Source organism: Pseudomonas donghuensis (assembly GCF_000696345.2).
Taxonomy (GTDB): Bacteria; Pseudomonadota; Gammaproteobacteria; order Pseudomonadales; family Pseudomonadaceae; genus Aquipseudomonas; species Aquipseudomonas donghuensis.
In genome coordinates, this window is record NZ_CP071706.1 from 504,668 (window position 1) to 530,195 (window position 25,528).

The 25,528-nt window shown below is 62.2% G+C and carries 22 protein-coding genes and 1 pseudogene; 11 read left to right on the forward strand and 12 right to left on the reverse strand.

Features of this window, described 5'->3' with window-relative positions:
- Position 1: 1 nt before the first annotated feature.
- The 3 genes from BV82_RS02325 to gpmI form a co-directional block, all read right to left on the reverse strand.
- Positions 2 to 1,330 carry a S41 family peptidase gene (locus BV82_RS02325; RefSeq protein ID WP_010222282.1) on the reverse strand — a complete coding sequence of 443 codons (1,329 nt, stop codon included), beginning with the start codon at positions 1,328 to 1,330 and terminating at the stop codon, positions 2 to 4.
- 88 nt (positions 1,331 to 1,418) lie between these two features.
- The gene (locus tag BV82_RS02330) at positions 1,419 to 2,705 is read right to left on the reverse strand and encodes a murein hydrolase activator EnvC family protein (RefSeq protein ID WP_010222283.1); all 1,287 of its coding nucleotides are present in this window, start codon (positions 2,703 to 2,705) and stop codon (positions 1,419 to 1,421) included.
- Between the two features lie 152 nt (positions 2,706 to 2,857).
- Positions 2,858 to 4,393 (reverse strand): 2,3-bisphosphoglycerate-independent phosphoglycerate mutase, encoded by a 1,536-nt coding sequence (gene gpmI / locus BV82_RS02335; protein ID WP_036995429.1) that lies wholly within the window; start codon positions 4,391 to 4,393, stop codon positions 2,858 to 2,860.
- Positions 4,394 to 4,611: 218 nt separating this feature from the next.
- Here gpmI and BV82_RS02340 point away from each other — a divergent pair, with 218 nt between their 5' ends.
- Genes BV82_RS02340 through secB form a run of 3 tightly spaced genes read left to right on the forward strand, consistent with a single transcriptional unit; the run spans position 4,612 to position 5,816 of the window.
- A complete protein-coding gene (locus BV82_RS02340; protein WP_010222286.1) occupies positions 4,612 to 5,028 on the forward strand; it encodes a rhodanese-like domain-containing protein in 417 nt (138 codons plus the stop codon).
- 1 nt (position 5,029) lies between these two features.
- Positions 5,030 to 5,284: a glutaredoxin 3 gene (grxC, locus tag BV82_RS02345; protein WP_010222287.1), complete on the forward strand. Its 255-nt coding sequence runs from the start codon at positions 5,030 to 5,032 to the stop codon at positions 5,282 to 5,284.
- A gap of 40 nt (positions 5,285 to 5,324) precedes the next feature.
- The gene (gene secB, locus BV82_RS02350) at positions 5,325 to 5,816 is read left to right on the forward strand and encodes a protein-export chaperone SecB (protein WP_010222288.1); all 492 of its coding nucleotides are present in this window, start codon (positions 5,325 to 5,327) and stop codon (positions 5,814 to 5,816) included.
- Positions 5,817 to 5,914: 98 nt separating this feature from the next.
- Here secB and BV82_RS02355 read toward each other — a convergent pair whose 3' ends face one another.
- On the reverse strand, positions 5,915 to 6,370 hold the full coding sequence (locus tag BV82_RS02355; RefSeq protein ID WP_010222290.1) for a tRNA (cytidine(34)-2'-O)-methyltransferase: 456 nt from the start codon (positions 6,368 to 6,370) through the stop codon (positions 5,915 to 5,917).
- Between BV82_RS02355 and BV82_RS02360 the strand changes: the two genes are divergently transcribed.
- Positions 6,369 to 6,806 carry a hypothetical protein gene (locus tag BV82_RS02360; RefSeq protein WP_010222292.1) on the forward strand — a complete coding sequence of 146 codons (438 nt, stop codon included), beginning with the start codon at positions 6,369 to 6,371 and terminating at the stop codon, positions 6,804 to 6,806. The two genes, BV82_RS02355 and BV82_RS02360, sit on opposite strands and share 2 nt — an antisense overlap.
- A gap of 306 nt (positions 6,807 to 7,112) precedes the next feature.
- On the opposite strand, the gene ntrC is transcribed toward BV82_RS02360, so the two are convergent.
- From ntrC to glnA, 4 genes are all read right to left on the reverse strand, one after another.
- Entirely contained in the window at positions 7,113 to 8,549 is a 1,437-nt protein-coding gene (ntrC, locus tag BV82_RS02365) for a nitrogen regulation protein NR(I) (RefSeq protein WP_010222294.1), read from the reverse strand.
- On the reverse strand, positions 8,546 to 9,631 hold the full coding sequence (gene glnL / locus BV82_RS02370) for a nitrogen regulation protein NR(II) (protein WP_010222296.1): 1,086 nt from the start codon (positions 9,629 to 9,631) through the stop codon (positions 8,546 to 8,548). The genes ntrC and glnL overlap by 4 nt, the downstream gene beginning before the upstream one ends.
- Before the next feature lie 256 nt (positions 9,632 to 9,887).
- Positions 9,888 to 10,775, reverse strand: a complete 888-nt coding sequence (locus BV82_RS02375; RefSeq protein ID WP_081839656.1) for a chorismate mutase — start codon at positions 10,773 to 10,775, stop codon at positions 9,888 to 9,890.
- A 144-nt stretch (positions 10,776 to 10,919) separates the two neighbouring features.
- The gene (gene glnA / locus BV82_RS02380) at positions 10,920 to 12,326 is read right to left on the reverse strand and encodes a glutamate--ammonia ligase (RefSeq protein WP_010222298.1); all 1,407 of its coding nucleotides are present in this window, start codon (positions 12,324 to 12,326) and stop codon (positions 10,920 to 10,922) included.
- 330 nt (positions 12,327 to 12,656) lie between these two features.
- On the opposite strand from glnA, the gene thiI reads away from it, so the two are divergent.
- Together thiI and typA are read left to right on the forward strand one after the other, a co-directional pair.
- Complete coding sequence (gene thiI / locus BV82_RS02385; protein ID WP_010222299.1) at positions 12,657 to 14,111, forward strand: tRNA uracil 4-sulfurtransferase ThiI; 1,455 nt, start codon at positions 12,657 to 12,659, stop codon at positions 14,109 to 14,111.
- 128 nt (positions 14,112 to 14,239) lie between these two features.
- Entirely contained in the window at positions 14,240 to 16,063 is a 1,824-nt protein-coding gene (typA, locus tag BV82_RS02390) for a translational GTPase TypA (protein WP_010222300.1), read from the forward strand.
- 141 nt (positions 16,064 to 16,204) lie between these two features.
- Here the strand turns inward: typA and BV82_RS02395 are convergent, their stop codons facing one another.
- Complete coding sequence (locus BV82_RS02395; protein ID WP_036995432.1) at positions 16,205 to 16,612, reverse strand: YkgJ family cysteine cluster protein; 408 nt, start codon at positions 16,610 to 16,612, stop codon at positions 16,205 to 16,207.
- 199 nt (positions 16,613 to 16,811) lie between these two features.
- Here BV82_RS02395 and BV82_RS02400 point away from each other — a divergent pair, with 199 nt between their 5' ends.
- The 3 genes from BV82_RS02400 (at position 16,812) to BV82_RS02410 (ending at position 21,016) form a co-directional block, all read left to right on the forward strand.
- Positions 16,812 to 19,262, forward strand: a complete 2,451-nt coding sequence (locus tag BV82_RS02400) for a glycogen/starch/alpha-glucan phosphorylase (RefSeq protein WP_010222302.1) — start codon at positions 16,812 to 16,814, stop codon at positions 19,260 to 19,262.
- A gap of 143 nt (positions 19,263 to 19,405) precedes the next feature.
- Positions 19,406 to 20,416 (forward strand): class 1 fructose-bisphosphatase, encoded by a 1,011-nt coding sequence (locus BV82_RS02405; protein ID WP_010222303.1) that lies wholly within the window; start codon positions 19,406 to 19,408, stop codon positions 20,414 to 20,416.
- A gap of 3 nt (positions 20,417 to 20,419) precedes the next feature.
- A complete protein-coding gene (locus BV82_RS02410; protein ID WP_010222304.1) occupies positions 20,420 to 21,016 on the forward strand; it encodes a DUF924 family protein in 597 nt (198 codons plus the stop codon).
- Positions 21,017 to 21,099: 83 nt separating this feature from the next.
- Here BV82_RS02410 and BV82_RS26575 read toward each other — a convergent pair whose 3' ends face one another.
- Together BV82_RS26575 and BV82_RS26580 are read right to left on the reverse strand one after the other, a co-directional pair.
- The gene (locus BV82_RS26575; RefSeq protein ID WP_374045262.1) at positions 21,100 to 21,930 is read right to left on the reverse strand and encodes a methyl-accepting chemotaxis protein; all 831 of its coding nucleotides are present in this window, start codon (positions 21,928 to 21,930) and stop codon (positions 21,100 to 21,102) included.
- 24 nt (positions 21,931 to 21,954) lie between these two features.
- Positions 21,955 to 22,992, reverse strand: a pseudogene (locus tag BV82_RS26580) (HAMP domain-containing protein); the annotation flags it as partial.
- 235 nt (positions 22,993 to 23,227) lie between these two features.
- Between BV82_RS26580 and BV82_RS02420 the strand changes: the two are divergent.
- Entirely contained in the window at positions 23,228 to 23,482 is a 255-nt protein-coding gene (locus BV82_RS02420; RefSeq protein ID WP_010222308.1) for an outer membrane protein assembly factor BamE, read from the forward strand.
- On the forward strand, positions 23,479 to 24,054 hold the full coding sequence (locus BV82_RS02425; RefSeq protein ID WP_010222310.1) for a lipocalin family protein: 576 nt from the start codon (positions 23,479 to 23,481) through the stop codon (positions 24,052 to 24,054). Before BV82_RS02420 ends, BV82_RS02425 begins: the two co-directional genes overlap by 4 nt.
- A 91-nt stretch (positions 24,055 to 24,145) precedes the next feature.
- Here BV82_RS02425 and BV82_RS02430 read toward each other — a convergent pair whose 3' ends face one another.
- Positions 24,146 to 25,510, reverse strand: coding sequence for a formimidoylglutamate deiminase (locus BV82_RS02430; RefSeq protein WP_036995435.1), 1,365 nt, complete (start codon positions 25,508 to 25,510; stop codon positions 24,146 to 24,148).
- Positions 25,511 to 25,528 lie beyond the last annotated feature (18 nt).

The following is a 25,528-nucleotide window of genomic DNA, read 5'->3' on the forward strand; positions in this document are numbered from 1 at the left end:
CTTATTTACCCTGGGTGATGCTCAGGCCCTTGAGCAGGCTCAGGGCCTGGCTGAGCTGGTAGTCATCATCCTGTGGGCGAGGCTTGGCGCCGCCGCCCTTACCCGACGGACGGTCGGCGCCGCCGTTGCCGTTGCCCAGGTGGCCCTGCAGGTCGGCTTCCTTGAAGTTTTCACCGTCCTGCTCGGCGGTAATCTTGGCGCGGCGCACCTCGATGTCCGGGACAATGCCCTGGGCCTGGATCGAACGGCCGTTGGGGGTGAAGTACAGCGCCGTGGTGATCTTAAGTGCGCGGTCGTTGTTCAGCGGCAGCACGGTTTGCACCGAGCCTTTGCCGAAGCTGTCGGTGCCCATCAGCACGCCACGCTTCTGGTCTTGCAGGGCGCCGGCGACAATTTCCGACGCCGAGGCACTGCCGCCGTTGATCAGCACCACCAAGGGCACGCCTTCGCTGGCATCGGCCGGGTCGGCGGAGAAGCGCAGCTCGGAGTTGGCGATACGGCCCTTGGTGTAGACGATCAGGCCCTTGGTGAGGAAGTGGTCGGCCACTTCCACGGCCGATTGCAGGACGCCACCGGGGTTGTTGCGCAGGTCCAGGACCAGGCCGCGCATCTTCTTGCCGTTGTCCTTGCGCAGCTTGGCCAGGGCCTTGCCGACTTCTTCGCCGGTCTTGACCTGGAACTGGGTGATGCGGATATAGCCGTAACCGTCTTCGAGCATCTGGCTCTTGACGCTCTTGACCTGGATGACCGCGCGGGCAAGGGTTACATCGAACGGGTTGCCGCCGTCGCGCACCAGGGTCAGGGTGATTTTCTCGCCGACCTTGCCGCGCATCTTGTCGACCGCTTCGGTCATGGTCTGGCCGCGGGTCGGCTGGCCGTTGATCTTGACGATCAGGTCGCCGGCTTCGATACCGGCGCGCGAGGCCGGGGTCTCGTCAATCGGCGAGACCACCTTGATGAAGCCGTCTTCCATGCCCACTTCGATGCCCAGACCGCCGAACTCACCGCTGGTGCTCTCTTGCAGCTCGAGGAAATCTTCCGGGCCGAGGTAGGCCGAGTGCGGATCGAGGTTGCTGAGCATGCCCTTGATGGCGTTTTCCAGCAGGGTCTTGTCGTCTACCGGTTCGACATAGGCGGCCTTGATGCGGTCCATGACCTCGGCGAAGGTGCGCAGTTCTTCCAGTGGCAACGGTGCCTTGGACGACGATGCCGAGACGGTCGTCGCTGGAATCGCGGCGGGCTTGGCCGGCTCGGCCGCACGGGCCAGGGGCGCGCCGAGGACCATGGCGATGGTCAGGGCCAGCGAGGTGAGGCGAGGCGATTGCAGCATGTCGAACGAACTCCTGATCCTGGTAGCGCTCCGTAGAGCATCGGCGCAGCCCGAAGTTGCGCTACGCCGTCAAAAAGGGGGGTGTTGCCTATCCCTGGGCACGGCACCATTGTGCGGGGTCGCTGGGGCGGCCCTGCTGGCGGATGGCAAAATACAGCCCTGAGCTGTCTTGGCCGCCACTGTTGCCGACGGTGGAGATGGCCTCACCGGCCTTGACCACGTCGCCGGCGCTCTTGAGCAGGCTCTGGTTATGGCCGTACAGGCTCAGGTAACCATTACCATGGTCGAGAATGACCAGAAGTCCAGCGCCGCGCAACCAGTCGGCAAATACCACCCGGCCGCCATGCACGGCGCGCACCTGGCTGCCAGGGGAGGCACTGATCATCACGCCGTCCCACTTGGCCCGCGAGTCATCACCACGGGTTTCGCCAAAGCGGGCCAGCAATCGACCATTGACCGGCCATGGAAGTTTTCCCTGTGCGGCAGAAAAAGCACCACCGAAGGTTTCGCCGCTGCTGGAAACCAGTGGGCCAGGGATCGCCTTGGGCTTCTTCGGCGCCTCGCTGCTGTTGGCGGCCAGGGCTTCACGCTGGCGTTGCTTTTCCGCCTCCTGGGCGGCGAGCAGGGCCTTCTGCCGCGCTTCTTCGGCTTCGCGGGCCTGACGGGCGAGGGTTTCCTCGATAGTTTTGAGCACCTTGGTCAGGTCGGCCTGGTCCTGCTCGCGGGCCTGCAACTTCTGGTCGCGGGCCTTGACGTCATTGTTGAGCTTGGCCAGCACCTCTTTACGCTCGGCGCGGACTTTCTCCAGCTCCTGGCGCTGGCTGTCGAGGGTGCCTTGTTGGGCCAGCAACTGGGCCTGCTGGAGGCTGATGTCCTTTTCGACGTTGGCCAACTGGCGCAGGGTCTCGTTGAAATTGCGCAACTGGCTCAGGCGCGCCTGGCTCAGGTAATCGTAATAGGTCAGGGTGCGGGCGAATTTTTCCGGGTTCTGCTGGTTGAGCAGCAGTTTCAGGTATTCCTCGCGGCCATTCTGGTAGGCCGAACGGGCCTGGATGGCGATCAGTCGTTGCTGTTCAATGCGGGCGCTCTGGAGTTTTTTTTTCTCGGTATCAAGGCGCTCCAGTTCGCCTTCGGTCTTTTTTAGTTCGAGTTGCAGGGCCTCCACCTGCTTTTCCAGCTTGCCGATGTCGGTTTCGGTCGAGCGCAGGTCTTTCTGCACGCCGGATTTTTCCTCCTGCAACTTGCCAAGCATCTTTTTCAGCTCGGCAATGTCCTGGCGCGTGGCGTCCAGTTGTTGCTGGGTTTGCGCGCGCTCATCGGCGAAGGCCGGGCTGAGCAGGCAAGACAGGGCGAGTACGATCAGGGCGCGAAACATGGGGTGGGCGGCACCAGGCATAGAGACTGGCCTAGTATGCCCGCCATGGCTTGCAAAAAAAACGGCTTTAGCGGCAAGCGGCAAGCTACAAGCGGCAAGAAAAACGGGTGAATGGGCTCTTTCTTGCGGCTTGTAGCTTGTCTTTAGCGGCTTTAGCCGTCGATCAGAATCGACGAGCCGGTCATTTCTGCCGGTTTTTCCAGGCCCAGCAGCTTGAGCATGGTGGGCGCCACGTCGGCCAGCACGCCGCCTTCGCGGACCTGCACTTTGCGCTTGCCAACATAGATGAACGGTACCGGCTCGGTGGTGTGCGCGGTGTGCGCCTGGCCGGTGCATTCGTCTTCCATCTGCTCGACGTTGCCGTGGTCGGCGGTGATCAGCGCTTCGCCGCCGACCTTGTCCAGCGCCTCGACGATGCGCCCGACGCACAGGTCCAGGGCTTCGACGGCCTTGACCGCAGCCTCGAACACGCCGCTGTGGCCGACCATGTCGCCGTTGGCGTAGTTGACCACGATCACGTCGTAACGCTGCTGCTCGATGGCTTCGATGATGCGGTCGGTGACCTCCGGCGCGCTCATTTCCGGCTGCAGGTCATAGGTGGCGACCTTCGGCGACGGGATGAGGATGCGTTCTTCGCCTTCGAAGGGCTCTTCACGGCCACCGGAGAAGAAGAAGGTGACGTGGGCGTATTTCTCGGTTTCGGCGATGCGCAGCTGGGTCTTGCCGTTTTTCGCCAGGTATTCGCCGAGCACGTTGTCCAGGCTGCCCGGGGCGAATGCGGCCGGGGCCGGGATTTTTGCCGAGTACTGGGTCAGGCCGATGTAGGCGGCAAGCTTGGGCAGGCGCGCGCGTGGGAATTCGTTGAATTCAGGCTCGACGAACACTCGCGACAGCTCGCGGGCGCGGTCGGCGCGAAAGTTCATGAAGATCACCGCGTCGCCGTCTTCGACCTTGACCGCTTCGCCAATGCGCGTGGCCTTGACGAATTCGTCGCTCTCGTCGCGGGCGTAGGCCGCTTCGAGGCCGGCCAGGGCGCTGTCGGCGCTGAATTCGGCGTTGCTGTCGACGATCAGGTTATAGGCGGCCGATACGCGGTCCCAGCGGTTGTCGCGGTCCATGGCGTAGTAGCGGCCGATCAGGCTGGCGATGCGGCCCTTGCCGAGTTTGGCGAAGGTGGCGTCGAGCAGCTCGATCGACGATTGCGCGCTTTTGGGCGGCGTGTCGCGGCCGTCGAGGAAGGCGTGCAGGTAGATTTTTTCGGCACCGCGCTGGGCGGCAAGCTCGGCCATGGCCACCAGGTGGTCCTGGTGGCTGTGCACGCCGCCATCGGAAAGCAGGCCAAGGATATGCACGGCCTTGCCGGCGCCGACAGCCTTGTCGACTGCACCGCACAACACCGGGTTGTCGAAGAACTCGCCGTCCTTGATTGCCTTGGTCACCCGGGTGAAGTCCTGGTACACCACGCGGCCGGCGCCGAGGTTCATGTGGCCGACCTCGGAGTTACCCATTTGCCCGTCCGGCAGGCCGACATCCATGCCGGAACCGGAGATCAAGCCATGCGGCAGGGTAGCGCGCAGGCGATCGTAGACCGGCGTGTTGGCCGAGTAGATGGCGTTGTATTCGTGGCTTTCGCTGTGACCGAAACCATCCAGGATGATCAGGACCAAGGGTTTTGGCGTGCTCGTCATCAATCCCACACTCACGGTTGTTCAGATGATAAAGACACGCATTTTAGGGCAAATTTGCCACGAATGACGAATTAACCTTGCAGCCCCGCTGGCGCTGGCCGACGGGCTGTAGCGCGGCAATGAGAATTACTGGCGATAACCCTGCCCGGCGGGCTTTGGCCGACCTTGGGGGCTGTGTATACTGGCCAACATTTTTAATGGCCTGGAAACACCCTCCGATGGTTGCTCACCTGATTGAATTCGCAACAAATCACTATCTGCTGGTCGGTATCTTCGTCGTTCTGCTGGTTCTGCTGATCGTCACCGAAGCACGCAAGGGCGGCCGCAGCCTGAGCACTGGCGAGCTGACTGCACTGGTCAACGCCGACAAAGGCCTGGTGATCGACATCCGTTCGAGCAAGGACTACGCCGCCGGCCACATCGTTGGTGCCGTGAACATTCCCCAGGACAAGGTCGCCGCGCGCATCGGCGAGCTGGAAAAGCACAAGGCCAACAAGACCCTGATCATCGTCGACGCCATGGGCCAGCACGCCGGCACCACCGCGCGCGAGCTGCTCAAGGCCGGCTTCACTGCTGCCAAGCTGTCGGGCGGCGTGTCGAGCTGGAAGGCCGATAACCTGCCGCTGGTGAAGTGACATGAGCAACGTCATCGTCTACTCCAGCGATTACTGCCCTTACTGCTCGCGGGCCAAGCACCTGCTCGCCAGCAAAGGCGTGGCCTTCGAAGAGATCAAGGTCGATGGCAAGCCTCAGGTGCGCGCCGAAATGAGCCAGAAGGCCGGGCGTACCTCGGTGCCGCAGATCTGGATCGGCGCCACCCACGTCGGCGGTTGCGACGACCTGTATGCCCTGGAGCGCGCCGGCAAGCTCGACGCGCTGCTCAAGGCCTGAATCAGAAACCCATTAAAGACTCTGGAAAGAAGGATCTGTCATGACTGATCAACAGAACAACGACGCCGCAGCCGCAGCCGACGACAACACTCCGCAGTTCTCCCTGCAGCGCATCTACGTGCGCGACCTGTCGTTCGAAGCGCCAAAAAGCCCGGCGATCTTCCGTCAGCAGTGGGAGCCGAGCGTCGCCCTGGACCTGAACACCAAGCAAAAAGGCCTGGAAGGCGACTTCCACGAGGTTGTGCTGACCTTGTCGGTGACCGTGAAGAACGGCGAAGAAGTGGCCTTCATCGCTGAAGTGCAACAAGCCGGTATCTTCCTGATCAAGAACCTCGACCCGGCGTCGATGAGCCACACCCTGGGCGCCTTCTGCCCGAACATCCTGTTCCCGTACGCCCGTGAAGCGCTGGACAGCCTGGTGACCCGTGGTTCGTTCCCGGCACTGATGCTCTCGCCGGTCAACTTCGACGCACTGTACGCTCAGGAAATGCAACGCATGCAGGAAGCTGGCGAAGCCCCTTCGCTGCAATAAGCCTGTTGCGATGAAGCAAAAAGCGCCCCTCGGGGCGCTTTTTTCTTGGGGGTTATCGCGAACACTGTAGGAACGGGCTTGACCCGCGAAAGGATCTCTCAGGCAAAACCTTGCTGGCGCCACGCCTCGTACACCGTCACCGCCACCGTGTTGGACAGGTTCAGGCTGCGGCAGCCCGGACGCATCGGCAGGCGCAGGCGCTGCTCGGCGGGCAGGCTGTCCAGTACCTCGGCGGGAAGGCCACGGCTTTCCGGGCCGAACAGGAAGGCGTCACCCGGCTGGAAAGCGGTTTCGTGGTAAGGGTGCGATGCTTTCGTGGTGAACGCGAACAGCCGCGGCTGGCCTAGGCTTTCCAGGCAGCTGGGCAGGTCTGCATGGCGCTTGAGCGTGGCATACTCATGGTAGTCCAGACCGGCCCGGCGCAAGCGCTTGTCGTCCAGCTCGAAGCCGATCGGCTCGATCAGGTGCAGGTGGCAGCCGCTGTTGGCGCACAGTCTGATGATGTTGCCGGTATTCGGCGGAATCTCTGGTTGAAAGAGGATGACGTGAAACATGCACGGCTCCGAACATAAAGATGGCGAGCATTCTACTCCTGAACCGGACCCGCGTTCGCAGCTCTGGCCGCGCGTGCTGTTTTCCCTGGCGCTGTTCGGCATGCTGGTGGGGCTGATGATCGGTCGCCTGACCGCGCCCGAGCCACGCGTGCTGGAGCAGGTCGAGGTGGTCGAGGCGGGCTTGAACCTGTGGTTCAACGAGGAGCCCAAGCTGCACGGCGAAGAGGTCGAAGGCACCCTGGCCCTGCTGTTCGAGGCCGAGGGCAAGGCTGCGCGTGGTCAGTTGCAGTTGCAGGGTAAGCCTGTGAGCTGGCGGGTGCAGAGCAGTGATGCTGGCTTGCTCGTGACCCTGGTCGCGGCCCGCCCCCTGCACGGCGAATGGGCCGGTGCAGAGGAGGGCGGACGCTGGCGGGTGCAGGTGAAGCTGCGCGAATAAAAGAGGGGATTCCCCGGCCTGCCTGTACCAAGGTCCCCAAAACTGGAAGTACTGATACTAGTGCAGGGTGTGTGCCAGTTTTGTTGCAGTGCGCAAAATGGTGGGTTTTGAGGGGGTAGGCAGGGTTTTGCCGGGGATTTGTGCCTTCAGGCGGTGCACCGATAGCGGCGTCGGTGCATCAATGGGGCAAATTGCAATCTTGTGGGAGCTGGCTTGCCAGCGATGAGGTCAATGCAGTCTGTGCATTCTCTACAGACCGGATGCGACCGCTTCGCGCTCGATCGCTGGCAAGCCAGCTCCCACAGGTCAGGCCTCGTCGTCACCGTCCTCATCGCCGCCATCGACCTTCATCCCCAACTCCTTGATCTTGCGCGTCAGGGTGTTGCGGCCCCAGCCCAGCAGCACCGCGGCATCGCGGCGGCGGCCAGCGGTGTGCTTGAGCGCAGTCTCGATCATGATCCGCTCGAAGCTCGGCACGGCGCTGTCGAGCAGGCTTGACTGGCCACGGGCCAGGGCCTGGTCGGCCCACTGGCGCAAGGCTTGTTCCCAGTTGGTTACCGGCGCTGTGTCTTGCGGCAGGTTGAGCAGCTCCGGCGGCAGGTCGCCGATATGCACTTCACGCCCCGAGGCCATCACCGTGATCCAGCGGCAGGTGTTCTCCAGCTGACGCACGTTGCCCGGCCACGGCAGGTTGCGGATGAACTCCTCGGTCTCGGCCTTGAGTAACTTGGGCTCCACCGCCAGCTCCTGGGCGGCGCGGCCGAGGAAGTGCCTGGCCAGGGTCGGGATATCCTCGCGACGATCGGCCAGGCGCGGGATGTGGATGCGGATCACGTTCAGACGGTGAAACAGGTCTTCACGAAACTTGCCGGCTAGCACCAGGGTTTCCAGGTTCTGGTGGGTGGCGGCAATGATTCGCACATCGACCTTGACCGGCACATGCCCACCCACCCGGTAGAACTCGCCATCGGCCAGCACCCGCAGCAGGCGGGTCTGGGTGTCGGCCGGCATGTCGCCGATCTCGTCGAGGAACAGGGTGCCGCCATCGGCCTGCTCGAAGCGGCCGCGGCGCAGGTTGGCGGCGCCGGTGAAGGCGCCTTTCTCGTGGCCGAACAGCTCCGACTCCATCAGGTCCTTGGGAATCGCCGCCATGTTCAAGGCGATGAACGGCGATGCCGCCCGCGGGCTGTGGCGGTGCAAGGCGTGGGCGACCAGCTCTTTACCGGTGCCGGACTCGCCATTGATCAGCACGGTGATATTGGAATGGCTCAGGCGGCCAATGGCGCGGAACACCTCCTGCATCGCCGGCGCTTCGCCGATGATCTCCGGGGTGCGGGTCAGGCTCGGTGCCACGTCCAGGCCCTGTTGCTCCTGGGCGTGCTGGTTGGCGCGCTTGACCAGCGATACCGCCTCGTCGACGTCGAACGGCTTGGGCAGGTACTCAAAGGCACCGCCCTGATAGGACGCCACCGCGCTGTCCAGGTCGGAATGGGCGGTCATGATGATCACCGGCAGGCGCGGGTGCTGCTCGCGAATCTGTGCGAGCAAGTCCAGGCCGCTGGCGCCGGGCATGCGGATGTCGGAAATGATTACGTCCGGCTGCTGCCGGGCCAGGCGGCTCATGACCCCGTCGGCGCTGTCGAAGCTCTGGGTGGTCATGCCTTCCTGTTGCAGGGCTTTTTCCAGCACCCAGCGGATGGAACGATCATCGTCGACGATCCAGACAGTTTCACTTCGGCTCATGAGGCGGTGGCTCCTTGTTCCAGCGGCAGGAAGATCGAGAAGGTGGTGTGGCCAGGGTGGCTGTCACACTCGATCAGGCCCTGGTGCTGGCTGATGATGTTCTGGGTAATGGCCAGGCCCAGCCCGGTACCGTCCGGGCGACCGCTGACCATGGGGTAGAAGATGGTTTCCTGCAGTTCGGCAGGAATGCCGGGGCCGTTGTCGATGATCTCGATCCTGGCCACCAGGCGATGACGGGTGTGGCCGATGGTGAACTGGCGCATGGCCCGGCTGCGCAGGCTGATGCGGCCCAGGCGCAGCTCGTTCTGGCCGCTGATGGCCTGCATGGCGTTGCGCACGATGTTGAGCACCGCCTGGATCATCTGCTCGCGGTCGATCAGCACGTCCGGCAGGCTCGGGTCGTAGTCGCGCACCAGGGTGATACCGCCCTGGCTTTCGGCTTCGACCAGGCTGCAGACCCGCTCCAGCACCTCATGGATGTTGGTCAGGGCCAGCGATGGCAGCTTGTTCGAGCCGAGCATGCGGTCGACCAGGTTGCGCAGGCGATCGGCCTCTTCAATGATCACATTGGTGTAATCCTTCAGGCCATCTTCGGGCAGTTCGCGGGCCAGCAGCTGGGCGGCGCCGCGGATACCGCCGAGGGGGTTCTTGATTTCGTGAGCCAGGCCGCGCACCAGCATCTTGGTGGTTTCCTGCTTGGACAGCTGGGCCTCTTCCTTGGTGATGCGCAGCAAGCGGTCGCGCGGGTGCACTTCAAGCAGCAGCAGGGTCGCGCCCTTGCTGAGGATCGGCGTCACCGCGTAGTCGACGGTCTGGGTCTGGCCGGTCAGCGAGGTCAGTTGGGCTTCACGCTTGGTGAAGGGGTGTGCGTGTTCCACCGCCTGGCGCAGAGAATTCAGCGCTTCGGGCGATTCGGTGAACAGTTCGCTGATGAATTGCCCATGGCTGCGCTGGCCACTGATGGCCAGGAGCATTTCCGCCGCCGGGTTCATGTACTCAAGACGCAGGTCGGCGTCGAGCAGGATGGTGGCGGTGGTCAGGTTGTCCAGTAGCAGTCGGTGCAGTGCATCGCTGATGGTCATGGGGCGTCGTTGACCTCTTTTGGCTCATACAACCTCGGCCTGGGCCCAAGTCGCGGTCGCTGGTAATCCGCTGGTACAAAGAAAATGCAAAAAGCAAACCAAGGCTCCGAAAAGAAGCGGAATTTCCGGATTAAGACCTGTATTTGCGCGAAAAATGGCTAAAAAGTCCTGAGTTAGCACTTTTCATGAACCAAAATGGGCTGAGTTGCTCAGGTGCAGGCAATTGCATGCACCAATATAGAGCATAGTGGAAGGTTTACTGCGACGAGCATAAATGCGTGGTGGCGCGGATCAGGGCCAGGGACTGCTGCGGATCTTTGCCCAGTTGACCGATGGCCTGGGCGAGGGTTGCCTGGCATTGCGCCGGGCCGTTGCGATCAAACTCTGCCAGTTGGCTCAGCAGTGTGCGTTGCAGGCGATCCAGTTGCGGGCGCAATTGGCTGCGCAGATCGACTCGTGGCGTTTGTGGTGCGCTGCCTGCGGCATGCCAGCGCGACAGTGCGCGGTACTGGAGCAGCTTGTTGGCTTCGATCTGGTCGGCGAAGAACACGGCTGCCCGGTGCTCGTCCACACCAAAGCGCAGGGCCTGGCTCCGGGCATTGGCGATGACCTGCTGCTCACGCTCGGGCGCTTCTACAGGCTGGCCCGAGTCCCATTTGTTCAGGGCAACGGCTTGGGCGATGTGCAGTCGTTGGTCGATGCTGTCGAGCAGCGACGTCAGCGGTTTGGATGATATCGCGGGGCGGGAGAGCGGCACGCCGGAGCTGCCTGCATAAAAAACGATCAACTCGGCCGCTTGTGTGCCTGTGCGCCCACGATGCACGCCATCGACTATCTCGGCCAAGGCGTCTGCGGCCTTGATGCGCACTTGCTTGCCGCTGTCGCGGGTTTCTACCAGCAGTTCACCTGCGAGCAGGTAGCCGGCGTTGGGCATTGGATGGCTGTGCCAGTCGAGCGTTGTTTCAGGCGGGATGCGGATCTTCACCAGGGTCAGTTCCGGCGGGCCGTCGGGGTAGTTTGGGTACTGGCTGCCATCCCAGGCGTTGCTGGTGCGCAGCAGCACCTGTGATTCGACCTGTGCTGGCGGGGTGCTGCAGCCTGTCAGCAAGGCGAACAGGGGGAGAGTGATAAGGGTGCGGATCATGATGGGCTCGGGCGTGGTTTGCTGAGCCAGCATGGTCGAGGTCAGGGGGTTGACCTATCGGGAGCGTCTGAAGAATGTGTATGAAAAAGGCCTCCCGAAGGAGGCCTTTTTTCAAGCTACGCCGCTTGCGCGAGCGTCACTGGATTAGCAGCTGTAGTACAGCTCGTATTCCAGTGGGTGTACGAAGGTGCGGACCTTGATTTCTTCTTCGCTTTTCAGCGCGATGTAGGCATCGATGAAGTCGTCGGAGAACACGCCGCCCTTGGTCAGGAACGCACGGCCCTTGTCCAGCTCTTCCAGGGCTTCTTTCAGGCTGCCGCAGACCTGCGGGATCTCTTTCGCCTCTTCAGGCGGCAGGTCGTACAGGTTCTTGTCGGCGGCATCGCCTGGGTGGATCTTGTTCTGGATACCGTCCAGACCGGCCATCATCAGTGCCGCGAAGCACAGGTACGGGTTGGCAGCCGGATCCGGGAAGCGCGCTTCGATACGGCGGGCTTTCGGGCTGGAAACGTACGGGATACGGATCGAGGCCGAACGGTTGCGGGCCGAGTAGGCCAGCATGACCGGTGCTTCGAAACCTGGCACCAGACGCTTGTAGGAGTTGGTGGCCGGGTTGGTGAAGCCGTTCAGGGCCTTACCGTGCTTGATGATACCGCCGATGAAGTACAGGGCGGTGTCGGACAGGCCGGCATAGCCTTCGCCGGAGAAGGTGTTCTTGCCATCTTTGGAGATGGACATGTGCACGTGCATGCCCGAGCCGTTGTCGCCGTACAGCGGCTTCGGCATGAAGGTCGCGGTGCGGCCGTAGGCGTCGGCAACGTTGTGTACGCAGTACTTGAGGGTCTGAACTTCGTCAGCCTTCTTCACCAGGGTGTTGAACTGCACGCCGATTTCGTTCTGGCCGGCAGTTGCCACTTCGTGGTGGTGTACTTCGATGACCAGGCCCATTTCTTCCATGGCGTTGCACATGGCAGTACGGATTTCGTGGTCGTGGTCGAACGGAGGTACTGGGAAGTAGCCGCCTTTGACGCCTGGACGGTGGCCCTTGTTGCCGCCTTCGACGTCCTGGTCGGACATCCACGAGCCTTGCTCGGAGTAGATCTTGAACATCGAGCCGGAAATGTCGGACTTGAACTTCACTTCGTCGAAGATGAAGAACTCAGGCTCTGGGCCGACGAACACGGTGTCACCGATACCGGTAGTCTTCAGGTACTCTTCGGCGCGGCGGGCGATGGCGCGTGGGTCGCGGTCATAGCCTTGCATGGTCGACGGTTCGATGATGTCGCAGACCAGGATCAGGGTCGGCTCTTCGGTGAACGGGTCGAGCACGGCGGAGGCGTCGTCCGGCATCAGGATCATGTCGGAAGCTTCGATGCCTTTCCAGCCAGCGATGGAGGAACCGTCGAACATCTTGCCGGCTTCGAAGAAATCTTCATCCAGCGCATCACGAGCTGGCATGGTCACGTGGTGCTGAGTGCCTTTGGTGTCAGTGAAGCGCAGATCAATCCATTTAACGTCATGATCTTTGATGAGTTGAACCGACTTCGACATAGTGTCCTCCGGGTGGGGTAGAGCTTGCCTGTGCAGCCCTTTAATTTGGGTGATGCCGGGCGCGAATAGTCGGCCAAGGCAACCTGCCTCACAAGGGAGCAAATTGCATGCCAGTGCCCCGAGTTGGGATTTTTGCCCCAAACCCAAGCGTTTTCGACCGATTTCGCAAATGCACGGCTTTTTTCTGCACTTTAAAGATGCGCTAATCGAGCATGGCGCACCATTTTGGCGCACAGAAAACCTTCTGTACAAAAGTTGCTCAAAGCTTGAGCAATTTCCGCTATAATCCGCGCCCCACTTTTTTAGTCGGCACCTCGCGCGCTGTTTTTCATGAAACTAATCGTAAAAGTCTTCCCAGAGATCACCATCAAGAGCCGGCCGGTTCGCAAGCGCTTCATCCGTCAACTGGCCCGCAACATCCGCACCGTGCTCAAGGACCTCGATCCTGCGCTCGCGGTTAACGGTGTCTGGGATAACCTCGAAGTGATCACTCACATCGAGGACGAGAAAGTCCTGCGCGAAATGACCGAGCGTCTGACCTGCATGCCGGGCATCGCCCACTTCCTGCAGGTCGACGAATACCCGCTGGGTGATTTCGACGACATCGTCGCCAAGTGCAAGCAGCACTTCGGTCACCTGCTGGCCGGCAAGCGCTTTGCCGTACGCTGCAAGCGCGGCGGCCACCACGATTTCAGCTCGATGGACGTCGACCGTTATGTCGGCAGCCAGCTGCGCCAGCAGTGCGGCGCCGCCGGTATCGACCTGCGTACGCCGGAAGTCGAGGTGCGCATCGAGGTGCGCGACAAGCGCCTGTACGTCATTCACAACCAGCACAAAGGCATCGGCGGTTATCCGTTGGGCGCGCTGGAGCAGACCCTGGTGCTGATGTCCGGTGGCTTCGACTCCACCGTCGCCGCCTACCAGATGATGCGCCGTGGCCTGATGACCCACTTCTGCTTCTTCAACCTCGGCGGCCGTGCCCACGAGTTGGGGGTGATGGAAGTCGCCCACTACCTGTGGAAGAAGTACGGCAGCAGCCAGCGCGTGCTGTTCGTCAGCGTGCCGTTCGAAGAAGTGGTCGGCGAGATCCTCGGCAAGGTCGACAACAGCTACATGGGCGTGACCCTCAAGCGCATGATGCTGCGCGCGGCGACCAACATCGCCGACCGTCTGGAAATCGACGCCCTGGTGACCGGTGAAGCCATCTCCCAGGTGTCGAGCCAGACCTTGCCGAACCTCGCGGTGATCGATTCGGCCACCGAGAAACTGGTGTTGCGCCCCTTGCTCGCCAGCCACAAGCAGGACATCATCGACCAGGCCCAGCAGATCGGCACCGCCGAGTTCGCCAAGCACATGCCTGAATACTGCGGCGTGATCTCGGTGAACCCGACCACCTGCGCCAAGCGTCATCGCCTCGACCATGAAGAGAAGCAGTTCGACATGGCGGTGCTTGAGCGCGCCCTGGAACGCGCCCGGCTGATCTCCATCGACCACGTGATCGATGAACTCAGCGAAGATATCCAGATCGAAGAAGTCAGCCAGGCGCTGGCCGGGCAGGTGGTGATCGACATTCGTCACCCTGATGCCCAGGAAGACCAGCCCCTGGAACTGGACGGCATCGAGGTCAAGGCCTTGCCGTTCTACGCCCTGAACAGTCGCTTCAAGGAGCTGGATGCCACGCGCCAGTACCTGCTGTATTGCGACAAGGGAGTAATGAGTCGCCTGCATGCCCATCATCTGCTCAGTGAGGGACATGCCAATGTGCGCGTTTATCGTCCGACATAAGACGCCGGGGCTATATGGCGGGAGCATCCGCCATCGCCCTCCCGACCACCGGGCCGTTTGAGCGCCATTCATTCATATTCGCCGCCTAGACTGGGCGGCAACCCGAATCCTCTGATCGAGATACACACGTGATCGAAAATCTGCGTAACATCGCCATCATCGCCCACGTTGACCATGGTAAAACCACCCTGGTCGACAAACTCCTGCGTCAGTCCGGCACCCTGGAGCGTAACGAGCTCAACGACGAGCGCGTCATGGACTCCAACGACCAGGAAAAAGAGCGCGGTATTACCATTCTGGCGAAAAACACCGCCATCAACTGGAACGGCTACCACATCAACATCGTCGACACCCCCGGCCACGCCGACTTCGGTGGCGAGGTTGAGCGTGTAATGTCGATGGTTGACTCGGTGCTGCTGCTGGTCGACGCCCAGGACGGCCCTATGCCGCAAACCCGTTTCGTGACCAAGAAGGCTTTCGAAGCCGGCCTGCGTCCAATCGTGGTGATCAACAAGGTCGACCGTCCAGGCGCGCGTCCTGACTGGGTTCTGGACCAGATCTTCGACCTGTTCGACAACCTCGGTGCCACCGAAGAACAGCTGGACTTCAAAGTTGTCTACGCCTCGGCCCTGAACGGTATTGCCGGTCTGGACCACACCGAAATGGCCGAAGACATGACCCCGCTGTACCAGTCGATCGTCGACAACGTACCGGCGCCGGCTGTTGACCGTGACGGCCCGTTCCAGATGCAGATCTCGGCACTGGACTACAACAGCTTCCTCGGTGTTATCGGCGTTGGCCGTATCGCCCGTGGCCGCGTCAAGCCGAACACCCCGGTTGTCGCCATCGACACCGACGGCAAGAAGCGCAACGGCCGTATCCTCAAGCTGATGGGTCACCACGGTCTGCACCGCGTTGACGTCGAAGAAGCCCAGGCTGGCGACATCGTCTGCATCAGCGGTTTCGACGAGCTGTTCATCTCCGACACCCTGTGCTCCCCGGACGCAGTTGAAGCGATGAAGCCGCTGACCGTTGACGAGCCAACCGTTTCGATGACCTTCCAGGTCAACGACTCGCCGTTCTGCGGTAAAGAAGGCAAGTTCGTGACTTCCCGCAACATCAAGGAACGTCTGGACAAAGAGCTGCTGTACAACGTTGCACTGCGCGTTGAAGAAGGCGACTCGGCTGACAAGTTCAAGGTATCCGGCCGTGGTGAGCTGCACCTGTCGGTTCTGATCGAAACCATGCGTCGCGAAGGCTTCGAAATGGGTGTTGGTCGTCCGGAAGTGATCATCCGTGAAGTCGACGGTGCCAAGCACGAGCCGTTCGAGAACGTCACCATCGACATCCCTGAAGATTCCCAGGGCAAGGTCATGGAAGAAATGGGTCTGCGTAAAGGCGACCTGACCAACATGGTTCCGGATGGCAAGGGCCGTGTACGCCTGGAATACAACATTCCAGCCCGTGGTCTGATCGGTTTCCGTAACCAGTTCCTGACCCTGACCAACGGTGCAGGCATCCTGACCTCGATCTTCGACCGTTACGCTCCGATGAAGTCCGGCCACATGTCCGGCCGTCAGAACGGTGTACTGGTTTCGGTCGAGACCGGCAAGGCCCTGACCTACTCCCTGGAAACCCTGCAGGCGCGCGGCAAGCTGTTCGTCGAGCACGGCCAGGAGATCTACAACGGTCAGATCGTTGGTCTGAACAGCCGTGACAACGACCTGGGCGTCAACCCTACCAAGGGCAAGAAGCTCGACAACATGCGTGCTTCGGGTAAAGACGAAACCATCGCCCTGGTTCCACCTGTTCGCTTCACCCTGGAACAGGCTCTGGAGTTCATCCAGGACGACGAGCTGTGCGAAGTCACGCCTAAGTCGATCCGTCTGCGCAAGAAGATCCTCGACGAAGGCGAGCGTACCCGCGCTGCCAAGAAAGCCAAGGCTAACTAAGCTCGGCTGAAATAAAAAAACGCCCCCGGCCGCAAGGCCGGGGGCGTTTTTGTTTGCCTGGAGAAAAATCAATCGCGGGTCAAGCCCGCTCCTACAGGGCAATGCACAATCCTGTAGGAGCGGGCTTGACCCGCGATGCTTTTAGCGGCGCGCCGCTGGCTTGGGAATGTACGCGCAATAACCCGGCCGCGGGCCGATCCGTGGATGGTTGCGACAGGTGTCCGGGCGTGTGTCATAAATGGTGCACAGGCGGCTCTTACGATCCAGGTACAGGCAGTCGTCGTTGCTCATCTGCGCCAGGGTGAAAATTCCCGACTTCTGGTTGAAGCGCTGGATGATCCCGTCTTTCTGCAAACGCTTGGCAATGTTCTTCGGCGGCTCGCCCACCTCGAACTCATCCACTACGCCCATGCGGATCAAGTCTTTGATTTTCACTTCCGTCGGCAAGGTGCAGCAGGTCGAGTTGCAGCCTCCGCACATATGGCTTTGGTACTTCTGCCAGGTTTCCAGGCGGTCGACTTCGGCGGCGGCAATCAGGGTCGGTTTCATCAGGTTCTGGTTTTAGATGTTCGGGTGGGCGCGCGATCATACCGGAGTTGGTCAAAATGTGAACAGCCATTTGCCGGTTGCGCCCGCCATCGCCGCTGTTTTTACGCAGAAACTCCCGAACCTGCGCTTCCGCTCTGTGTCGAACGGTCTAGGCTGAGAAATCTCCATCCGCATTCGTCAACTTGCCCGAGGACATCGCATGTCTCAGGAACCGCTCGCTCGTGACGCAGAGGTGGCCGCTTTTCGCACCGCTGTGCTGGATAAATTGACCTACGCGGTCGGCAAGGACCCGGAGCACGCCTTCGATCACGACTGGTTCGAAGCCATTGCCCTGGCTGCCCGGGATCACATGGTCGATCACTGGATGGACCACACCCGGCAGATCTACCGCAAAAGCCAGAAGCGGGTGTATTACCTGTCGCTGGAATTTCTCATCGGCCGCCTGCTGTACGACAGTTTGAGCAACCTGGGCCTGCTGGATGTCGCCCGTGAGGCGCTGGACGGGCTGAACGTCGACCTTGAGCGCATCCGCCTGCTGGAACCCGATGCGGCCCTGGGCAACGGTGGCCTGGGGCGCCTGGCGGCCTGTTTCATGGAGAGCATGTCGACCCTCGGCATCGCCGCCCACGGTTACGGCATTCGTTACGAGCACGGCCTGTTCCGCCAGGCGGTGGTCGATGGCTGGCAGCAGGAGCAGACCGAGAACTGGCTGGACTTCGGCAACCCCTGGGAATTCGAGCGTGCCGAGGTGATCTACCCGATCAGCTTCGGTGGTAGCGTCGAAACCGTGCACGACGCCGGTGGCCAGCAGCGCCAGGTATGGTGGCCGGCCGAGACCGTGCGGGCGGTGGCCTACGACACGCCGGTGGTCGGCTGGCGCGGCGCCAGCGTCAACACCCTGCGCTTGTGGCGGGCGCGGGCGCTGGAAGAGCTGCACCTGGAGCGTTTCAATGCCGGTGACCACCTGGGCGCCGTCGCCGAAGTGGCGCGGGCTGAAAGTATCTCGCGGGTGCTGTACCCGGCCGACAGTACCGAGGCCGGCCAGGAACTGCGCCTGCGCCAGGAGTATTTCTTCGTCTCGGCCTCGCTGCAGGACCTGCTGCGCCGTCACCTGAACATGCACGACAGCCTGCTCAACCTGCCGCAGCAGGCGGCGATCCAGCTCAACGACACCCATCCTTCGATCGCCGTCGCCGAGCTGATGCGCCTATTGGTCGACCAGCACGAAGTGCCTTGGGACACGGCCTGGCAGCTGACCGTCGAGACCCTGGCCTACACCAACCACACATTGCTGCCCGAAGCCCTGGAAACCTGGCCGGTGGGCCTGATGGAGCGCATGCTGCCGCGGCACATGCAGATCATCTACCTGATCAACGCCTTTCATATCGACGCCTTGCGCGCCAAGGGCATCCACGATTTCGACGTGCTGCGCGCGGTGTCGCTGATCGAGGAAGACAACGGTCGCCGGGTGCGCATGGGCAACCTGGCGTTCCTTGGCTCGCACAGCGTCAACGGCGTGTCGGCGCTGCACAGCAAGCTGATGCGCAGCACGGTATTCGCCGAGCTGCACAAGCTCTACCCGGAGCGAATCAACAACAAGACCAACGGCATTACCTTCCGTCGCTGGCTGTTCCAGACCAACCCGCAGCTGACCGGCATGCTGGTCGAGGCGCTGGGCGCCGACGTGCTCGATGACCCGCAAGGGCGTCTGCGCGACCTTGATCCCTTCGCCGACAAAGCGTCGTTCTGCAAGCAATTCGCCGCCCAGCGCCTGCACAGCAAGAAGGCCTTGGCCAGCTTGATCCAGGAGCGCCTTGGCATCACCCTCAATCCCGAGGCGATGTTCGATGTGCAGGTCAAACGGATCCATGAGTACAAGCGCCAGTTGCTCAACCTGCTGCACACGGTGGCCCTGTACCAGGCCATCCGCGCCGAGCCTGGCACCGGCTGGGCGCCACGGGTGAAGATATTCGCCGGCAAGGCGGCGGCCAGCTATCACCAGGCCAAGCTGATCATCAAGCTGGCCAACGACATCGCCAAGGTGGTCAACAACGACCCGACCGTGCGCGGCCTGCTCAAGGTGGTGTTTTTGCCCAACTACAACGTCAGCCTGGCCGAGAGCATCATCCCGGCGGCCGATCTCTCCGAGCAGATTTCCACCGCCGGGTATGAGGCGTCCGGCACCAGCAACATGAAGTTCGGCCTTAACGGTGCGCTGACCATCGGCACCCTGGACGGGGCCAATGTCGAGATGTGCGAGCAGGTCGGCGTTGAGAACATGTTCATCTTCGGCCTGACCTCCCAGCAGGTGGAGGCGCGCAAGCGCAGCGGCGACTTTGGCGCCAGTGCGGCGATCGGCGCCTCTCATCGGCTCAACGACGTGCTTCAGGCCATTCGCGGCGGGGTGTTTTCACCTGATGACCCGGGTCGCTATGTCGGTCTGGTCGACTCGCTGGTGGCCTATGACCGCTTCCTGGTGTGCGCCGATTTCGACGCTTACTGGGACGCGCAATTGCGCGTCGAAGCGCTCTGGCGCGAGCCCAGGCAGTGGTGGCGCATGGCGGTGCTCAACACCGCGCGCATGGGCTGGTTCTCCTCGGACCGGACCATCCGCGAGTATGCCACTGACATCTGGAGAGCGCTTGGCTAAGCTGCAAAGGTCGGCCCGGGGGTGGTGAACTCTCGGGCCGATGTGCCGTCTGATCGGCCAGGCGTGTCTGATTGCTCGCTAGCGCTTCACTCTCCCTGTAAACTGCGTGGGTTTTTATTACCCCCCTTCCTTCGGAGCCTTACATGTCCCGCGTTACCCTGAGTCGCTATTTGATTGAGCAGACCCGCAGCAACAGTACCCCTGCCGATCTGCGCTTCCTGATCGAAGTGGTGGCGCGTGCGTGCAAGGAAATCAGCCACAACGTCTCCAAAGGCGCGCTGGGTGGTGTTCTGGGCAGCATGGGCACTGAAAACGTGCAGGGCGAAGTCCAGAAGAAACTGGACGTGATCTCCAACGACATCCTGCTCGAAGCCAACGAGTGGGGCGGTCACCTGGCCGGCATGGCCTCCGAAGAGATGGACAACGCCTACCAGATCCCGGGCAAGTACCCGAAAGGTGCCTACCTGCTGGTATTCGACCCGCTGGACGGTTCGTCGAACATCGACGTCAACGTTTCGGTCGGTACCATCTTCTCGGTACTGCGCTGCCCGAACGAATACCTGAGCCAGAACGAAAGCCTCAACGAGCAGGCCTTCCTGCAGCCGGGTACCAAGCAGGTTGCCGCCGGTTACGCGATCTACGGCCCGCAGACCATGCTGATCCTGACCCTGGGCAACGGCGTCAAGGGCTTCACCCTGGACCGCGAGCTGGGCAGCTTCGTGCTGACCCACGAGAACATCCAGGTGCCGGAAACCACCGCCGAGTTCGCCATCAACATGTCCAACCAGCGCCACTGGGAAGCGCCGGTGACCCGTTACGTGGGCGAGCTGCTGGCCGGTGAGACCGGTCCGTTGAAAAAGAACTACAACATGCGCTGGATCGCCTCGATGGTTGCCGATGTGCACCGCATCCTCACCCGTGGCGGCCTGTTCATGTACCCGCGCGATGCGCGCGAGCCGTCCAAGCCGGGCAAGCTGCGCCTGATGTACGAAGCCAACCCGATGTCCTTCATCATCGAACAGGCCGGCGGTGCTTCCACCGACGGTCACCAGCGCATCCTCGACATCCAGCCGGATAGCCTGCACCAGCGCGTGGCAGTGTTCCTCGGCTCCAAGCAGGAAGTCGAGCGCGTTACCGGTTATCACAAGGAGTAAATCATGCTCGCACCTTGGCAGCCGTTACTGGAGTGGTGGTTTGGCTGGGGCACCAGCCCCCAGGCCGTGGCTGACGAGAAGAGCACGCTGTGGTTCGGCAAGCACCATGATGCTGAGGCGCAGGCGCTGTTCGGCGATTTGATGGAGCACGCCCTGGCCGGTGGCCTGGATGAGTGGCAGCAATGCCCTCAGGGCTGGTTGGGGCTGGTGTTGCTGCTCGACCAGTTGCCGCGCATGATCCACCGCGATACGCCGCGGGCCTTCGATGGCGACCGGCGAGCGCAGGTGGTGGTGATGCAGGGCTTGCAGAAGAACTGGGATTACCAGCTGCTGCCGATCCAGCGGGTGTTCATCCTGCTGGTGCTGGAGCATGCCGAGGTACTGGATTGGCAGAACATCAGCGTCGAGCGTTACCAGTGGCTGCTCGAGGCCCAGCCGGATGCCGATCGGCGTTTGTTCGAAGGTTTTCTCGACTACGCCGAGCAGCACCAGCGGGTGATCGCCCGCTTTGGCCGCTTCCCACATCGCAATTTGCTGCTGGGCCGGCCGAGCACCGACGAAGAGATGGATTTTCTGCTGGAGCCAGGCTCGAGGTTTTGAGCTGAATCTATCGCTGGCAAGCCAGCTCCCACAGAGATTTGCATTGCCTGTGGGAGCTGGCCTGACCTGCGATTAGCTGTAGATCAGATCCTGAAACTCCCCACCAGCTGCTTCAAGCGATTGGCCTGATTCTCCAGGTCATTGCAGGCGCGCAAGGTTGCCTGCAGGTTCTCTACCCCTTCCTGATTCAGCGTATTGATCTCGGTAATGTCGACATTGATCGACTCGACCACGGCGGTCTGCTCTTCGGTGGCGGTGGCCACCGACTGGTTCATGCCGTCGATCTCGCCGATGCGCTGGGTCACGCTGCCCAGCCGCTCACCGGCCTGGTTGGCGATGCCGACGCTGTGCTGGCTGTGGCTCTGACTTTCGGTCATGGTGCTGACCGCCACCTGGGCGCCGGCCTGCAGCTCTTCAATGATGCGCTGAACCTGCTGCGCCGAATCCTGGGTGCGGTGGGCGAGGTTGCGGACCTCGTCCGCCACCACGGCAAATCCACGTCCGGCTTCACCGGCGCGGGCCGCTTCAATGGCGGCGTTGAGCGCCAACAGGTTGGTTTGCTGGGAAATGCCGCTGATCACTTCAAGAATCTGACCGATGTTCACCGTGTTGGCATTGAGCGTCTCGATGTTGCCACACGAGTCGCTGATCTTCGCCGACAGCTGGTTCATTACCTCGATGGTCTGCTCGACCACCTGCTGGCCTTGTTCGGCCAGATTGCGCGCGTCGCTGGAATGCTGCGAGGCGAGGGCGGCGTTCTGGGCGATTTCCTGGGCGGCGGCACCGAGCTGGTTGATCGCCGCCGCGACGCTGCTGGTGCGGCTCGACTGCTGGTCGGCGTTGTGGATCGAGGCGTTAGAGGCACTGACCACGCGCAGGGCCACTTCATTGACCTGGCCGGTGGCCGAGGCCACTTCGCGGATCGACTCATGGATGCGTTCGACAAAACGGTTGAACGACTGGCCGAGGCTGCCGAATTCGTCCTGGCCATGGATGCGCAGGCGCCGGGTCAGGTCGCCTTCGCCTTCGGCGATGTCATGCATGGCCCGGCCCATCACGTGCAGTGGCTCCATCAGCACGCGAATCAGCACGCCAAGCAGGGCGATGATGATCAGCACCGCGATCACCGTGGCGACCACCGCCGAGGTGCGCAGTTCGCTGAGCGTGGCAAAGGCAAAATCCTGGTCGAGCACCAGTGCCACGTACCAGTCAGCCGAAGGCACGCCGTTGACCTTGGTGAAGGTGATGAACTGCTTGTGCCCGTCCAGTTCGGCTTCTTTCAGGCCGCTGCCGACCTGCGGGGCGCCTTGCGGGTAAGCGTCGCTGAGGTTTTTCAGGACCAGGTCGGCTTGCGGGTGCACGAGGATCTTGCCCGCGCCGTTGACGATGAAGGCCTGGCCGTGGCCGTCGAAGTTCAGGGCGTTGATGATCGCGCTGATGCTGTCCAGGTCGGTGTCGACGCCGTTGACCCCGATCAGCCGGCCCTGATGCTGTACCGGGGTGGCGAGGGTAATCACCAATTTGTTCGCTGAAACAGAAATGTACGGCTCGGTGACGATGGTCTGGCCGGCGCCGGTGGCAGCCTTGTACCAGCCGCGCACTCGCGGGTCGTAGTCGGCGGCGCGGTTGCCCAGCGGTACCGACTGCATGTAGCCGTCCTGGCCGCCGAAGTAGGTCAGCAGAAAGTTGCTGCCGTACACCGGCAGGCTCAGGCTGCGGGTCAGGCTGTCCTTGCTGGCGCCATCGATGGCGACCTGCTGGGACAGTGATTGCAAAAGTTGCATGCGGCTTTGCAGCCAGGTCTGGATGTTGCTGCTGGTCAGGCTGCCGAGCTCCTGCATCGAGGCTTCGGTATTGCTGCGCAGGGTCTGGCGCTGGCGGTAATCGTTGAACAGGATGAAACAGGTGAAGGCGACAGCGACCACCAGGGCGGCGGCGAGCAGAATCTTGTGGCTGAACTTCAGGTTTTTTGTCATTGCGAGGTCTGTCTGCACAAGGCGGGGTCAACGGATGGGGCGCGGCAAACGGTCGCAGCGCCTTCCTGTGTCGTCCGTTCTGGGCAAAAGATTAATCACAGAACTCACCAGTCGACCAATGGCGGGGCTTTGACGCCAACAAAACCGGGACGCTCGGGAACCGGATGGGCTTTTTCCCTTCTAAGCTGTCGGTAGGCCATTGCGCCTGCACCCTCATGTCCAGGAGTGACCCTTCATGTCGTTGCGTTCCCTCGCCCTGCTGTCCTTGTGCGTGTTCCTCACTGCGTGCAACAAGATCAACCAGGAAAACTACTCACAGCTCAAGTCCGGCATGGCCAAGGCCGAGGTCGAGAAACTGCTCGGTGCGCCGACCGATTGCTCCGGTGCCTTGGGCATGTCCAGCTGCACCTGGGGCGACGAGAAGACCTTTATCAGCGTCCAGTACGCCGGTGACAAGGTGCTGATGTATTCCGGGCAGGGCCTCAAATGAAGCAGCTGCACCTGCTGTTGGCGCTGTGCGCCGGGTTGATCCTCGGCGGCTGCGCCAGTTCCGGTGCAGGCTCGCTTGAGCCGAAGACCGCCAACAGCGTCGACCTCAAGCGCTACCAGGGCAAGTGGTATGAGCTGGCGCGTTTGCCGATGTATTTCCAGCGTGACTGTGCCCAGTCCGAGGCCCATTACAACCTCAAGCCGGACGGCAGCGTTGGTGTGCTCAACCGCTGCCGCACCCTTGAAGGCGAATGGCAGGAGGCCAGCGGCACGGCCAACGTGCAGGTGCCGGGCAAGACCGACAAGCTTTGGGTGGTGTTCGACAACTGGTTCTCGAAGTTGCTGCCGGGCGTTGCCAAGGGTGACTACTGGATCCTCTACGTCGACGACAAATACCACACCGCGCTGGTCGGCAATCCGGATCGCAAGTACCTGTGGATACTCTCGCGTACCCCGACCATCCCGGCCTTGCAGCGCGAAAGCCTGCTGGCCAAGGCGCGCCAGCAGGGCTACGACACCCAGCGGCTGATCTGGCGGGTGGCGGACAAGGACATGGCTGCGGCTAAGCCTTGATGCCCGAATCGCTGGCAAGCCAGCTCCCACAAGGGCAGTGCAATCCCTGTGGGAGCTGGCTTGCCAGCGATAGTCTCGCCTCGGTTTTGGATCAGCCCAACAGGCTGCGCAGCACCCCGGCAAATTCCCGCGCGCTGTCTACTTCCTGGGCATGGCGGCCCTGGCGCACTACCCACTGGCCGTTGACCATCACATCGCGCACCTGACGGTCGCCGCCAGCAAACAGCCAACGGTTGAGAATGCCGTCTGCACTGGCCGTCGCCAGGTACGGGTCGTTGCCATCGAGCACCAGCCAGTCTGCGCGCTTGCCCACCGCCAGTTCGCCAATCGGCTGCCCCAGGGCCTGGGCGCCACCGCTCAGGGCGGCATCGAACAAGGTGCGCCCGACCATCGGCTGGTCGCCGCGGTACAGGCGATTGCGGCGCTGGTCGCGCAGGCGCTGGCCATATTCCAGCCAGCGCAGCTCCTCGACCACGCTCAGCGACACATGGCTGTCCGAGCCGATCCCCAGGCGCCCGCCGCGGGCCAGGTAGTCCACCGCCGGGAAGATCCCGTCGCCCAGGTTCGCTTCGGTGGTCAGGCACAGGCCGGCGACCGCGCGGCTGCGGGCCATCAGTTCGACTTCGTCGGGTTCGGCATGGGTGGCATGGACCAGGCACCAGCGCTGATCGACTTCGGTGTTCTCATAGAGCCACTGCAATGGCCGGCGACCGCTCCAGGCCAGGCAATCGTCGACTTCCTTCTGCTGCTCGGCGATATGGATGTGCACCGGGCAGGCCTTGTCGCTGGCGGCCAGGACCTGGGCAATCTGTTCCGGCGTCACCGCACGCAGGGAATGGAAGCACAGGCCCAGGGCCTGCGCGGGCTGCTCGGCCAGCAGCGGCGCCAGGCGCGCCTGCAGGTTCAGATACTGTTCGGTGCTGTTGATAAAACGCCGCTGGCCTTCGTTCGGGGCTTGCCCGCCAAAGCCGGAGTGGCTGTACAGCACCGGCAGCAGGGTCAGGCCGATGCCGCTGGCGCGCGCCGCCGCGCTGATGCGCAGGGATAGCTCCGCCGGGTCGGCGTAAGCCTGGCCCTGGGTGTCGTGGTGAACGTAGTGGAATTCGGCAACCGAGGTGTAGCCGGCCTTGAGCATCTCGATGTACAGCTGGCGGGCGATGACCTGCAGCTGTTCAGGGCTGATCTTGCCGACCAGGCGATACATCAGTTCGCGCCAGGTCCAGAAGCTGTCGTTAGGGTTGCCGGCCACTTCCGCGAGCCCGGCCATGGCGCGCTGGAAGGCGTGCGAGTGCAGGTTGGGCATGCCCGGCAACAGCGGACCGGCCAGGCGTTCGGCGTTTTCGGCCGAGGCGTTGGCCTGGAGGCTGGTCAGCAGGCCGTCGGCGCCGACCTCGATTCGGACGTTTTCGGCCCAGCCCGTAGGCAGCAAAGCACGTTCGGCAAAGAAGACGGACATCGGCACGGCACCTCATTG

Excerpts from the sequence above, each read along its gene's own strand:
- BV82_RS02325 (WP_010222282.1), bottom strand. The coding sequence starts at position 1,330 with ATGCTGCAATCGCCTCGCCTCACCTCGCTGGCCCTGACCATCGCCATG.
- BV82_RS02330 (WP_010222283.1), bottom strand. The coding sequence starts at position 2,705 with ATGTTTCGCGCCCTGATCGTACTCGCCCTGTCTTGCCTGCTCAGCCCG.
- gpmI (WP_036995429.1), bottom strand. The coding sequence starts at position 4,393 with ATGACGAGCACGCCAAAACCCTTGGTCCTGATCATCCTGGATGGTTTC.
- BV82_RS02340 (WP_010222286.1), top strand. The coding sequence starts at position 4,612 with ATGGTTGCTCACCTGATTGAATTCGCAACAAATCACTATCTGCTGGTC.
- grxC (WP_010222287.1), top strand. The coding sequence starts at position 5,030 with ATGAGCAACGTCATCGTCTACTCCAGCGATTACTGCCCTTACTGCTCG.
- secB (WP_010222288.1), top strand. The coding sequence starts at position 5,325 with ATGACTGATCAACAGAACAACGACGCCGCAGCCGCAGCCGACGACAAC.
- BV82_RS02360 (WP_010222292.1), top strand. The coding sequence starts at position 6,369 with ATGCACGGCTCCGAACATAAAGATGGCGAGCATTCTACTCCTGAACCG.
- BV82_RS02355 (WP_010222290.1), bottom strand. The coding sequence starts at position 6,370 with ATGTTTCACGTCATCCTCTTTCAACCAGAGATTCCGCCGAATACCGGC.
- ntrC (WP_010222294.1), bottom strand. The coding sequence starts at position 8,549 with ATGAGCCGAAGTGAAACTGTCTGGATCGTCGACGATGATCGTTCCATC.
- glnL (WP_010222296.1), bottom strand. The coding sequence starts at position 9,631 with ATGACCATCAGCGATGCACTGCACCGACTGCTACTGGACAACCTGACC.
- BV82_RS02375 (WP_081839656.1), bottom strand. The coding sequence starts at position 10,775 with ATGATCCGCACCCTTATCACTCTCCCCCTGTTCGCCTTGCTGACAGGC.
- glnA (WP_010222298.1), bottom strand. The coding sequence starts at position 12,326 with ATGTCGAAGTCGGTTCAACTCATCAAAGATCATGACGTTAAATGGATT.
- thiI (WP_010222299.1), top strand. The coding sequence starts at position 12,657 with ATGAAACTAATCGTAAAAGTCTTCCCAGAGATCACCATCAAGAGCCGG.
- BV82_RS02395 (WP_036995432.1), bottom strand. The coding sequence starts at position 16,612 with ATGAAACCGACCCTGATTGCCGCCGCCGAAGTCGACCGCCTGGAAACC.
- BV82_RS02400 (WP_010222302.1), top strand. The coding sequence starts at position 16,812 with ATGTCTCAGGAACCGCTCGCTCGTGACGCAGAGGTGGCCGCTTTTCGC.
- BV82_RS02405 (WP_010222303.1), top strand. The coding sequence starts at position 19,406 with ATGTCCCGCGTTACCCTGAGTCGCTATTTGATTGAGCAGACCCGCAGC.
- BV82_RS02410 (WP_010222304.1), top strand. The coding sequence starts at position 20,420 with ATGCTCGCACCTTGGCAGCCGTTACTGGAGTGGTGGTTTGGCTGGGGC.
- BV82_RS02420 (WP_010222308.1), top strand. The coding sequence starts at position 23,228 with ATGTCGTTGCGTTCCCTCGCCCTGCTGTCCTTGTGCGTGTTCCTCACT.
- BV82_RS02425 (WP_010222310.1), top strand. The coding sequence starts at position 23,479 with ATGAAGCAGCTGCACCTGCTGTTGGCGCTGTGCGCCGGGTTGATCCTC.
- BV82_RS02430 (WP_036995435.1), bottom strand. The coding sequence starts at position 25,510 with ATGTCCGTCTTCTTTGCCGAACGTGCTTTGCTGCCTACGGGCTGGGCC.